The organism is Bartonella sp. F02, from assembly GCF_026929975.1.
Classification (GTDB): Bacteria; Pseudomonadota; Alphaproteobacteria; order Rhizobiales; family Rhizobiaceae; genus Bartonella.
In genome coordinates, this window is record NZ_JANHOK010000003.1 from 139,170 (window position 1) to 152,365 (window position 13,196).

Sequence of the window (13,196 nt, forward strand, 5' to 3'; positions counted from 1 at the left end):
TTTTATGGTTTTTTCAATAACGCAATTGGCAATTGCGGTAGAACCGGATGAGATTTTAAAAGACTCAGTTCTTGAAACACGTGCTCGCGATATTTCAGCGCGTTTGCGTTGTCCGGTATGTCAAAATCAATCAATTGATGATTCAGATGCTCTTTTAGCACGTGATTTACGGTTTTTAATCCGTGAATATTTAGAAGCAGGAAAAAGTGATCAGCAGATTATCGATTTTCTTGTTGATCGATATGGGGAATTTATTTTATTAAAGCCACGTTTCCATAAAGGAACATGGTTTTTGTGGTTATCTCCTCTTATTATTATAGCTATTGGCTTGAGCTTCATTTTGTTTCGAATAAAGTTGTACAAGCATAAAAAGATAATCAAGCATAAAAGATAATTATGTCTGATACTCATGAAAACAATGATTAAAATCAGCAAAGTAAATCTTATATAAAAATAAAAATGAAATAAGTTTCAAGTTTTGACTTTTTTCTTCTAAGTTATTGATTGTTATTTCTTTAACCTTACAAAATTTTAATTATTTAGACAGAAAACGGTAAGGTCCACTATTGTATAATGAATGGCAATACATATCAAAAAATACTACTGAAGAGGAGCGTATAAAATGGTTCAACGAACTTTCCGTACAACATTAGCTGCAATCGGTTTTTCTACAGCTTTAGCGGGGACAGTATTGTTTAGTGGATCAAGTTTGTGGACATCAGCAGCTTATGCAGATCCTGTATTGGTTTCATCAAGGCAACAGCATGGGTTTGCAGATGTTGTTTCTCAAGTAAAATCAGCTGTTGTTTCTGTGCAAGTGAAAAGCAATGCAAAAAAAGAAGAACGATTTTTTGGTAATTTTTTTAGTACTCCAGGTTTTGACCAATTGCCAGATCAACATCCTTTAAAAAAATTTTTTCAAGAGTTTTTTGACCGCTCTTGGCCTGAAAACAAACCTTCACATCGTTCCCATAAACTGCGTCCTATAGCGTTTGGATCTGGTTTTTTTGTTTCATCTGATGGGTATATTGTGACCAATAATCACGTTATTTCTGATGGAACAAGTTACACTGTTGTTCTTGATGATGGTACAGAGCTTAATGCAAAACTGATTGGAACGGATCCGCGCACAGATCTTGCAGTATTAAAGGTCAATGATAAACAGAAATTCCCGTATGTTGAGTTTGGTGATGATATTCAACTTCGTGTTGGAGATTGGGTTGTCGCTATTGGTAATCCATTTGGTCTTGGCGGAACCGTGACAGCGGGTATTGTTTCAGCACGTGGACGTGATATAGGTGCTGGTGTTTATGATGATTTTATTCAAATTGATGCTGCAGTTAATCGAGGAAACTCTGGCGGTCCAACTTTTGATCTTACCGGAAAAGTTGTTGGAGTGAATACAGCTATTTTTTCTCCTTCTGGTGGGAATGTTGGGATTGCTTTTGCTATTCCTGCTGCGACAGCAAAACGAGTCGTGACACAGCTCATTGATAAAGGCTCAGTTCAACGTGGTTGGATTGGTGTGCAAATTCAACCAGTGACAAAAGAAATTGCTGATTCAATAGGTTTGAAAGAAACCAAAGGCGCTTTGGTTACTGATCCATTGAAAGGACCTGCAGAAAAAGCTGGTATTAAGACAGGTGATGTCATTATTTCTGTGAACAATGAAAAGGTTGCGGATGCACGTGACTTAGCAAAGCGTATTGCAAATATTAAACCGGGAGAAACTGTAACTTTAGGTGTTTGGAGATCTGGTAAAGAGGAGCGTATCAAAGTAAAACTTGATTCTATGCCTGACGATGAAAATAAAAAAGAAGGTTTAAAACGTCCAAATGGACAAAGTAGTTCAGATGAAACATTAGAAAATTATGGTCTGGTTGTGACACCTGCCGATGATGGTTTAGGATTAGTTGTAACGGATGTAGATTTGGATTCAGATGCAGCGGATAAAGGAATTCGTCCTGGTGATGTGATTGTGACGGTTAATAATAAACCTGTTAAAAAGGTATCTGATATTACCGAGACAATTAAGTATGCAAAAAAATTGGGACGGCCTGCAATATTATTGCAAGTGAGAACAAACGATCAAAATAGGTTTGTTGCTCTTCCGATTGCCAAATAATAATCCTTATGAGAGAAGAGTGGGGCAGAAGTTTATTAGATTTCTGTCCCAAACTCATTTGATCAAATAATGGAGATACATTTTATGAAGATACTTGTCATCGAAGATGATTATGAAATGGGATGTTATCTCGAGAAGGCTTTTTTGGAGGCAGGACACATTGTTGATGTTGCGCATGATGGAGAGACGGGTTATACATTAGCAGAGACGGAAAATTACGATGTTATGGTTATTGATCGGATGCTTCCGTATCGTGATGGTCTCTCTATTATTACGGAATTGCGAACAAAAGGGATTAAAACGCCTGTTCTTATTCTTTCAGCCTTAGGACAAGTTGATGATCGTGTAACAGGGTTACGTGCCGGAGGAGATGATTACTTAACAAAGCCTTATGCTTTTTCTGAATTGCTTGCACGTGTTGAAGTTTTACAACGACGGAAAAATCCTAAAGAGACAGAAACTGTTTATTGTGTGGGAAATCTTGTGCTTGATCGCTTATCTCATACGGTAAAACGAGGAGATAGGAATATCATATTACAACCACGTGAGTTTCGGTTGCTTGAATATTTAATGCGTTACACCGGTCAAGTTGTTACGAGGACTATGCTTTTGGAAAATGTTTGGGATTATCATTTTGATCCACAAACGAATGTTATTGATGTTCATATATCTCGCTTGAGAGCTAAAATTGAAAAAGATTTTGATATTCCACTGCTCCATACTATCCGTGGATCTGGGTATATACTGAAAGAACCAGATAAAAAAATATGAATCGCTTTATCAATATAATGCGTACAACTGCATTAAGACTTTCTGCACTTTATATTTTACTCTTTATGTTGGTTGCAGCAGGACTTTCTGTTTACATGACAGCGTTTTCTGTTTCATTGTTAACAAATCAAACTGAACATGCTTTGCGTGAAGAATTAAAGCGTATTGAAAGTGCTTATGAATATGGTGGTTTAGCTTTATTAATTCGTACTATTGACTATCGTTCGCGACAACCAGGTGCTTTTCTTTATCTTGTTACTGACCCTATGGGACGTATTTTAGCGGGGAATGTTGCGCGCATTCAAGTTGGTCTCTTGAAACAAGAAGGCTTTCTTTCAGATTCTTTTTTGTACTCACGTTTTGGAGAACGCGGCCAAATAAGTAAACATCGCGCTTTAGCAATCGTTGTTAATTTGCCTAATGCTATGAAACTTCTTGTTGGGCGAGACTTAGATGAAGCAGAACGTTTTTCTGCCGTGATCCGTAAAGCTGTTATCATTGCTCTTGCAGCAATGATGGGAGGAGCTTTATTAATATGGTTTTTTGTTGGGAGACGAGCATTACAAAGAATTGATCATGTCACGGAAGCATCTCAACGATTGATGAATGGTGATTTTAGTGGTCGTTTACCTGTTTCTGGATCCGGCGATGAGTTTGATCGATTGTCGATCAATCTAAATGTTATGTTGGATCGTATTGAAGAATTAAATGTCGGTTTGCGTCAAGTATCAGATAATATCGCGCATGATCTTAGAACTCCGCTAACACGTCTTAGGAATCGTGCTGAAGAAGCGCTCTCTGGAAAAAAGACAGAAAGAGAATATCGGCAGGCATTGGATGATGTTATAATAGTATCTGACCAACTCATACGCACATTCAATGCTATTTTAATGATTTCACGTATTGAAGCCAGTTGTTCAATTGAGCATTTAGAGACAATGAATATGAGGAGCATTCTGGAAGATGCGGTTGAACTTTATGAACCGTTTGCAGAAGAATCTGGCGTGATCCTTCGATTAGGACAGATATTTGATAAAGAGCTTAAATTAAACCGTGAGCTTATTGCGCAGTCCATATTTAATCTCATTGATAATGCAATTAAATATGCATCTCATAATAATAAAAAAGCTGAGGTCTTTCTGTCGATGGAAAGTTGTGGAGAGAGTTTACGAGTTGTGGTCAGCGATAATGGGCCTGGAATTTCTGCGGACAAGTATGAAAAAGTCATGGAGCGTTTTGTTCGTCTTGAAGAAAGCCGTACACAATCGGGTTTTGGGATTGGTTTAAGTATAGCAAAAGCTGTTATGAAATTGCATGGTGGTGAACTCATACTTGAAAATGCAAATCCTGGTCTTAGAGCGATTTTGTTTTTTCCTTAATGTCTAATTGAGTTTGATTATTTTATTTTAGTATTTGTATTTTTTCTAAAGAAAATAAGTATAATGCAATGAAAGAGGATGTTAATTGAAATAATAATTCAAGAGAGTGTACATGAAAAATGCTTTTTTAAAGACAGAGCTTCTTTCTTTGCAGTCTCTTGATAAAAACGGTTTTCAATGGCTCAATGATGTTAAAGAGCAAGCTAAAAAAGAGAATTTAGAATCATTGGTTTCCTATATTGTAAAAGGAGGAAAACAAGTTGATTTTATCGGTGCAGTTTTGACGTTATCTCCTTTTTTGCGCGAAGTTTTGATTGCAAATCCCTCCTATCTTAATCCTTTATTGAATGTTGATATAGAAACAAGATTGAGCGAGATTATAAGGGATATTGCATCGATTGATAGAGTTGAAGCCATTCATGAAACTACACTTATGAAGGTTTTAAGACGAAAAAAAAGAGAAGCGCATGTTTTAATTGCTTTAGCTGATTTGAGTGGCACTTTTGATTGTGCAACTTCGTGTGAATGGTTAACACGTTTGAGCGAAGCAGCATTAGGAGCGGCTTTGCGTTTTCTTTTAAGAGAAGCACATGATCAAGGAAAAATAAGTTTATTGAATCGTGATAATCCGGAAAAGGACTGTGGTTTAATTATTTTAGGCATGGGGAAACTGGGAGCGCGCGAGCTCAATTATTCTTCGGATATTGATCTTATTGTTTTTATTGATGATACATCACCGCATATTGGTGATATTGATAAAAGTGTAGATCTCTTTTCTAAAATGGTACGTCGGTTGATCCGTATTATTCATGAAAGAACAGCTGAGGGATATGTATTTCGAATTGATTTACGACTTCGTCCAGATCCAAGTTCAACGCCTTTAGCATTACCAGTTAGAGCTGCTTTACGTTATTATGAAGGGCGTGGTCAAAATTGGGAACGTGCCGCTATGATTAAAGCACGTCCAGTGGCAGGTGATATTGATGCAGGGTTTAATTTTTTGAAAGAGCTTTCAGCTTATGTGTGGCGCAAATATTTAGATTATGCCGCAATTGCTGATATTCATTCAATTAAACGTCAAATTAATACTTATAAAAATTATGGCCAAATTTCTGCATATGGCCATAATATAAAGTTAGGACAAGGAGGGATCCGTGAGATTGAATTTTTTGTCCAAACGCAGCAATTAATCGCAGGTGGACGCTTTCCTCAATTGCGTGGGCGTGAGACCATTGCAATGTTATCAGAACTGTATGCTCTTGGTTGGATCAATGAAGAGACAAAAGATAATCTTGTGACAAGTTATGATTTTTTACGCAATGTTGAACATCGTATTCAAATGTTTGCGGATGAACAAACACATATTTTACCAGAAGATATTACTCAATTTACGAGTATTGCTTACTTGATGGGGTATCAAGAGAAAAACTGCTTTATTCGTGATTTATTAAAAACGCTTCAGGTAGTTGAAAAACATTATGCGGCATTGTTCGAACACGAACAAGAGCTTGGCTTAGAAATGGGGAATTTAGTTTTTACTGGTGAAGAAGATGATCCAGAAACTCTTATTACATTAAGTCGTTTGGGTTTTAAGAGAGCAAAAGATATTTGCCGTATTATGCGCACATTACATTGTGGACGTTATAAAGTAACACAATCTGCGGAAGCTCGTGAGAGATTGACGGAATTAACACCGGCGCTTTTGAAGACTTTTGGTGCGACGAAACGAGCAGATGAAGCAATGTTGTGCTTCGATCATTTTTTGCAAGGATTGCCTGCAGGAATTCAGCTTTTTAGTTTATTGCAATCTAATCCATCTCTTTTGGATATGTTAGTGCTTATTATGGGTGCAGCTCCACGTTTAGCAGAGATTATTGCGCGTAACCCACATGTTTTTGATGGGATGTTAGATCCAGTTATTTTTTCAGAGTTGCCTACAAAAACTTATTTAGAAAATCGACTTGAATATTTTCTTGAAGGTGTAACTATTTATGAGGAAATTCTTGATCACTTAAGAGTTTTTGCTGATGAGCAACGTTTTTTGATTGGTCTCAGGCTTTTAAGTGGTGCAATTACAGGAGACAGAGCAGGTTTTGCTTTGACTGCACTTGCAGATCTCATGATTGCAAAAACGTTCGCTGTGGTTGAAAAAGAGTTTTCTCATAGTCACGGACAGATTAAAGGTGGGCGTATTGGTATATTGGGGATGGGAAAACTTGGAAGCTGTGAATTAACTGCAGGCTCAGATGTTGATTTGATTGTTCTTTATGAGCATGATGAAGATGCAGTAATATCTGATGGTGAAAAACCTCTTTATACCACTCAATATTATATTCGTTTAACACAACGTTTTATTGCAGCTTTATCAACGTCTACAGGTCAAGGGGTTCTTTATTCAGTTGATTTAAGATTGCGGCCATTGGGCAATAAAGGTCCCGTTGCTGTTTCTTTTCAAGTTTTTGGAAAATATCAGCGTAATGAAGCATGGATATGGGAGCATCTTGCTTTAACACGGGCACGAGGTGTGGCTGGCGATTCAGATTTTTTGCAAAAACTAGAAAATGAGGTGTGTGCCGTTGTTGCTCTTGTTCGCGACAAGAAAAATGTTGCAAAAGAAGTTCGTGAAATGCGTGCTCTCATTGAACAGGAAAAACCACCAGAAAATCGATGGGATTTAAAAATGATGCCTGGTGGCATTCTTGAACTTGAATTTATTGCTCAATTTGCTCTCATCACTCATGTGATTGAATTTCAAATTGGAGAAAGTACAGCAGATATTTTAGCGCGTTTACCAGAAAGTTTTCTGGATCAATCGTGTGTTTCTGAATTGCATCGCGCTTATTGTTTTTATACAAATTTAAGCCAAGTTATACGTCTCTGTTTAAATGACTCTTTTGATCCTGATGATATGCCGTCTGGCTTGAGTGATTTTTTGTTGCGAAGCGTTGGTGAGCCTGATTTGCTCCGTCTTGAAAAATTGATCGAAGAGATGGGGCAATCTGTGCGTTCAATTTTTATACGAATTATGACGAGTTGAATGGATATTATAATAGAATTTTATTGGCTGCTGATAGATTTAAAATATAAAAAATAAAATGGAAAGTGTTTTTTCGAAAAGAATATTGTGCTTGAGAAAGACATCTATAGGCTGGCTTTTAATTGCTAAGTCTTCTAAAGGGATTTGCAATATATCTTTAGGTGATACCGCTGAACAATTATTACAGGAATTTACGATACGTTTTAATGGTGTACAACAAGATATTAATGACAAGGCATTTGATCATCAAGAAATATCAACGATTGTTTCAATGGTAGAAACTCCTAGATTGATAAAAAGTTATCGTTTTTCGTTAGATATAAGAGGGACTGCTTTTCAACGAAAAGTATGGGCTGCGTTACGTGAGATGCGATGTGGTGAAACAATTTCTTATGGAGAGTTAGCGCAAAGAATTTGCATGCCTAATGCTATTCGTGCTGTTGCTCATGCATGTGCGCGGAATGAATTAGCATTAATTATTCCTTGTCATCGCGTTGTGCGTAAGAATGGATCTCTTTCAGGATATCGTTGGGGAGCTTTACGAAAGCAGATTTTGCTGCAACGAGAGCAGCAAAAAGATTGCGTTTAAGCTGAATTTTGTTGCATTGGCATTGTAATTGTTACAGTTGTTCCTTTTGCTTCTTGAGAAGTGATTTCAAGCTTTCCTTTGTGTAACTCTATTAGAGAACGCGAAATTGCTAATCCGAGACCGGAACCCGTGTGTGTTTTTGTAAATTGGTTTTCAACTTGCTCAAAAGGTTGACCAAGTTTTTTGATTGCAGATTGAGGAATACCAACACCTGTATCTTTAATTTTGAAAATAAGGTCATTTTTTTTCTGAAAAGCACAAACATTAATACTGCCACCAGAAGGTGTAAATTTGACGGCGTTAGAAATAAGATTAAGGAAAATTTGCCTCATTGCACGGCTATCCACTTCGGCAAAAAGTTTTTCAGCAATATTTGTTGTTACAGAAACATCTTTCTCTTGAGCTTGTGGTGTAAGGGTGCGAATTGCTTCACTAATGATTGGGACAAGATCGATATTTTGACAATCAAGAGTAAATCTTCCAGCTTCAATTTTGGACATATCAAGAATATCATTAATAAGAGTGAGAAGATGCGTTCCTGAATTGTGAATATCGCGCATATATTCACTATAGCGTTGTGATCCAAGAGGACCAAAGGTCGATTGTAGCATAATATCAGAAAAACCAAGAATAGCATTGAGAGGTGTGCGGAGTTCATGAGACATATTCGCTAAAAATTCTGATTTAGCTTTATTGGCGCTTTCAGCACGCTCTTTTTCCGCTTGCAGGCTTTTATTTAGTTTTTCAACTTCTGTTGCACGTTGTTGAGCATTTCCTCGTGCTCGTTTGAGTTCTTGAATGAAAGAAAAAAGTCTTCTTTCACTGTCTTCAAATTTTTCTTGTTGCTGTTTTAACTCTGAAATATCTGTGCCAATACAAACAAGTCCTCCATCTTGGGTGCGTCGTTCATTAATTTTAAGCCAGAAGCCATCTGCAGTTTGGCGGATACTGGTTAAGTTTCCTGCACCATCATCTTTGAGAGGATATTCATGGATAGCAGGACGAGCCATAGCCTCAACAGTTGCACGTTGAATTCCAGATTGTAGCATTTGTTTTGGAATAGCTGCATATTCGCAAAATTTGCTATTAGACATAACGAGGCGTCCTTCAGAATCCCACAATACAAAAGATTCTGAAATATTTTCAATGGCATCGCGGATGCGCAAATCAGCTTGCGCTGTCTGTTCGGCAAATTGACGTTGTTCGCTAATATCAAAGGAAATTCCTACTAAATGAGGTTCTTCTTCTTCAGTGACCTCAGCACGAATACGCATCCATACATAATGACCATCAGCATGACGCATGGGAACATTAATATCGATATGTTTTTTTTGACCGCTCATTAATTCCTGTGCAAGATCAAAAAAATTAGTATCAGTTGGATTAATGATCGCAGCAATTTGAGAAATTGATAACAGTGCATTTTGAGGGACATACCCGAGCATTTCATACATTGCTCGTGACCAATAAACGCGACCACTGGCCATATTCCAATCCCATAGACCACAACGTCCACGCATCATTGCCATATCAATGCGATTTTGAATTTTTTCCGAAACCAGATCCATATTGCGTGCACGTATAACCTGATTGTAATAAGCATAGAGAAGAACCAACATGATACCAGCGGTTCCTATAAGTAAAGTCATATTTAATGAGAAGGCTTTATTCCATTTGATGGAGATATGTTGCGTTTTTTCTCCAACAAAGACATTATATTGATTATTTTTTGTTGTACTGAATAAACCAAAAGCTGGTTCTTTTCCTATCGTTATTGGTATAACGACTTTATTCTTGTGCTGAAATTTTTGTGCAACAATATCCGTAGAAATAAAATTTTTTAAGGATTTTCCAATAATAATTTCTGGATTCAATGAAGCTAAAACATTGTCATTTTGATCCATTATAGCAATAATCGTATTGGTATTGATGAGATTTTGATGACGAAAATTAGTCAGAATATTTTGTAAATGACTATGCGATAAAACCACGTCATTTTCTTGTTTTGCGGTCGTTAATAGGTCAAGCTCAATCATATTTGTAAGATGAGAAGCTAAAAGAGTTATTGTAGAACGCGTGTTTTTTTCCATTGTATGACGCCAGTCATAAAGTGAAACAAAACGTATTGTTGTGAGAATAACAAGGAATGTAATGATGATAAATGGAATAAAACGTCGTAACCAAGGCTCAATAAATAAAAGTTTTTTATAGGCTGAATCAGATAACAAATTAATATACGCCGTCCGTGCTTTGCGACTTTGGGCGTTTTGTTTTAAATCATCACACACTTCTGTGGGCGCGTTATACGCGTCCAATTTAGCCATTTCTGTTTCCTTTAATCATGATCGGTGTAACTGAACTGTTTCAGTATTTATTACAATCTTATAAGTGCAATGAATCAAAACAAGAGTCTTCTGTCCAGTCTTTTTTTAGAGGAAAGTAATTTTAATATTTCTATCATAGGTTGTTAAAATTAAAAACATCTCAACACTACCCATAAACAAGATAAAATGACTTGTTTATGGGTTTAAGGTTTTTGGATATTTATATTATCTGATTATTGTGATTGTAAGATATTGATTATCAACGTTTTTATGCCAATGTTCGATTGATGATATCTGACACATCACTTGATAATTTGGGCGCCGTTACAATTGTTTTTAAGGCAGTTTCAAGTTTTTGTCTTCTGATAGGTTCCCATTGTCGCCACGAACGCATAATTGTTAATAAATGTGCAGCAAGCTGTGGATTTTTTTTATCGACTTCTAAAATGATTTGGCAAAGGAAATGGTAAGCTTCACCATCAATTCTGTTAAACCCTGTTTGGTTTCCAGACGCAAAAGTTCCAATGAGAGCGCGAACTCGATTTGGATTATCTTTTGAAAACTGTGGATGGTTCATGAGTTGTTTAACATGATTGAGTGTAGATTCTCCTGCGATCATTGCTTGAATAGAGAACCATTTGTCCATAACTAAAGGATTATTCCGATAGCGATTTTCAAAATCATTTAAAGCATTTTGTGCTTGTTTGCTTTCATTAAATCGTTGCACTAAAATGGTTAGACTGGCTATGCGATCTGTCATATTATCGGCCATTTCATATTGTGTAGCAGCATGATTTGGCATTTCTTCAGCAATGGAAAGATAGTCTAATATAATATTTCGTAATGCTCGTTTTCCAGTTTGTGCACTATTTGGTGAGTAAAGCTCTTTAACTTGCATCTGTAAATAGATATCTGTGAAGAGCTCTTGATGAGTATGAGCGATAGATGATAAGAATTGATTACGGATATAATGAATACGATCAGGATCAATATTTTCCCCAATCATACGAGCAATTTCGATTTCGCTAGGTAAGTTTAAACAATAAGCGCGAAATTCTGGTTCAAGATTTTCATCTTTAACAATAATTTTAAGCAACTCCAGTAAATTGGAGGGCATAGCTGTATCTTTTGGTGTTTTGTCTTGAATCGCTTGAATAAGAGCTTGCATAATCAGGTGATTAAGTGACTGCCAACGATTGACTTGATTGCTATCTTTTTGAGCAAGAAAGATAAAATCACTTTCAGTGAGTGATGTTTTTAAAATGATTGGAGCGGAAAATTCTCGGAGTAGAGATAAAATAGGTTTTTCGCGTAATCCTTTTATTGTAAAAGTTTGAGTGTCTTTGGATAATATCATAACATCTGATTGAATATCCGCATCAGCTTCATAAGTGAGTGACTCGCCATTTTCCCCTAAAAGACCAAAAGAAATAGGAATAAGCATAGGTTCTTTTTTACTTTGGTTAGGAGTTGCTGGAATATGTTGTTTCGCATGAATTGTTAAAACACCATCGTTATAATGGCTCTCTATTTCTACATGTGGAGTTCCAGCTTGCTCGTACCATAACATGAATTGTGAGAAGTCTTGATGAGAAACTTCAGCAAAACACGCAATAAAGTCTTCAATGGTGCAGGCTTGTCCATCATGACGTTGAAAGTAAAGATCCATACCTTTACGAAAGAGAGTAGGACCTAAAATAGTATGAATCATACGCACCACTTCTGCCCCTTTTTCATAAACAGTTGTGGTATAAAAATTATTGATTTGTCTATATTGACGAGGGCGCACAGGATGAGCAAGAGGACCTGAGTCTTCAACAAATTGTGTTGCTTTTAATATTTTAATATTTTCAATTCTCTGTAAGCTACGGACATTTTGGTCCGAAGAAAATTCATGATCACGATAGACTGTTAATCCCTCTTTTAAACAAAGTTGAAACCAATCACGGCAAGTAATACGATTTCCACTCCAATTGTGGAAATATTCGTGAGCAACGACACGTTCGATATTTCTGTAATCATTGTCGGTTGCTGTTTCTGGATCAGCAAGAATATATTTATCATTAAAAATATTAAGACCTTTGTTTTCCATTGCTCCCATATTGAAATCAGAAACAGCAACAATATTGAAAACATCAAGATCGTATTCGCGCCCAAATTGTTGTTCATCCCAACGCATAGAACGTTTAAGTGCATCCATTGCATAGGTTGCACGTTTGGTTTTGCCTTTTTCTACATAGATGCCAAGTTTGACACGTCGTCCAGACATAGTGATGAAATGATCTTCTAATAGATCAAGATCTCCAGCGACTAAAGCAAAAAGATAAGAAGGCTTAGGATATGGATCTTCCCAAACGGCGAAATGACGATTCCCATCAAGAGTTCCTGTTTCGACCAGATTTCCATTAGAAAGCAAAATGGGATGTGTTTTCGAATTTGCTTCAATTTTTACTGTATAAGTAGAAAGAACATCTGGACGATCATAAAAATAGGTCATCCGACGGAAACCTTCTGATTCACATTGTGTACAATAAACACCATTTGAGAGATATAGTCCCATGAGTTTTCTATTATTTTCGGGGTTCACTTCTGTAATTAATTGCAATGTGAAAGGAGTGGTTGGAGGTGTTGTAATTTCTAGGCGTGAAGGAGTGCTCGTATAAGCATTTTCTGCCAACGGTTCACCATTTATGGCGACTGAGATGAGTGTTAGATCGTCACCAGAGAGGATAAGAGGTGTGAGTTCTTTTGTATTTTGACGAGGTTCAATCAACAATGTTGCGATGACAGAAGTTTTCGTTGGATCTAAACAAAAATTAAGATGAGTTTTAGGAATAGCGTACGGTGTTTCTTGATAATCTTCCAAACGATAAATAGGCGTTGTTGATTGGTTCATAATTTTTTCCTTGTTACACTGTTAAAATGTTAAGCGAGATAAAAGAGCATTTATATTTTGAGGGAAGAAAAATTT

The 13,196-nt window shown here is 36.6% G+C and carries 8 protein-coding genes; 6 read left to right on the plus strand and 2 right to left on the minus strand.

Annotated elements, in window-relative coordinates; genetic code table 11:
- Positions 1-4 precede the first annotated feature (4 nt).
- The 6 genes from NPY00_RS03450 to NPY00_RS03475 all read left to right on the plus strand — a co-directional run bounded on the left by NPY00_RS03450 (position 5) and on the right by NPY00_RS03475 (position 7,901).
- Entirely contained in the window at positions 5-394 is a 390-nt protein-coding gene (locus NPY00_RS03450; protein ID WP_269020680.1) for a cytochrome c-type biogenesis protein, read from the plus strand.
- A 228-nt stretch (positions 395-622) separates the two neighbouring features.
- Positions 623-2,125 carry a Do family serine endopeptidase gene (locus tag NPY00_RS03455; protein ID WP_269020681.1) on the plus strand — a complete coding sequence of 501 codons (1,503 nt, stop codon included), beginning with the start codon at positions 623-625 and terminating at the stop codon, positions 2,123-2,125.
- A gap of 84 nt (positions 2,126-2,209) precedes the next feature.
- Positions 2,210-2,896, plus strand: a complete 687-nt coding sequence (locus NPY00_RS03460) for a response regulator transcription factor (protein ID WP_269020682.1) — start codon at positions 2,210-2,212, stop codon at positions 2,894-2,896.
- Entirely contained in the window at positions 2,893-4,275 is a 1,383-nt protein-coding gene (locus tag NPY00_RS03465; RefSeq protein ID WP_269020683.1) for a sensor histidine kinase, read from the plus strand. The genes NPY00_RS03460 and NPY00_RS03465 overlap by 4 nt, the downstream gene beginning before the upstream one ends.
- 112 nt (positions 4,276-4,387) lie before the next feature.
- Positions 4,388-7,312 (plus strand): bifunctional [glutamine synthetase] adenylyltransferase/[glutamine synthetase]-adenylyl-L-tyrosine phosphorylase, encoded by a 2,925-nt coding sequence (locus NPY00_RS03470; RefSeq protein WP_269020684.1) that lies wholly within the window; start codon positions 4,388-4,390, stop codon positions 7,310-7,312.
- Between the two features lie 58 nt (positions 7,313-7,370).
- Positions 7,371-7,901 carry a methylated-DNA--[protein]-cysteine S-methyltransferase gene (locus NPY00_RS03475; protein ID WP_269020685.1) on the plus strand — a complete coding sequence of 177 codons (531 nt, stop codon included), beginning with the start codon at positions 7,371-7,373 and terminating at the stop codon, positions 7,899-7,901.
- On the opposite strand, the gene NPY00_RS03480 is transcribed toward NPY00_RS03475, so the two are convergent.
- Both NPY00_RS03480 and pepN read right to left on the minus strand, forming a co-directional pair.
- Positions 7,898-10,225, minus strand: a complete 2,328-nt coding sequence (locus NPY00_RS03480) for a PAS domain-containing sensor histidine kinase (protein ID WP_269020686.1) — start codon at positions 10,223-10,225, stop codon at positions 7,898-7,900. The two genes, NPY00_RS03475 and NPY00_RS03480, sit on opposite strands and share 4 nt — an antisense overlap.
- Before the next feature lie 268 nt (positions 10,226-10,493).
- Positions 10,494-13,121 (minus strand): aminopeptidase N, encoded by a 2,628-nt coding sequence (gene pepN / locus NPY00_RS03485; RefSeq protein WP_269020687.1) that lies wholly within the window; start codon positions 13,119-13,121, stop codon positions 10,494-10,496.
- Positions 13,122-13,196 lie beyond the last annotated feature (75 nt).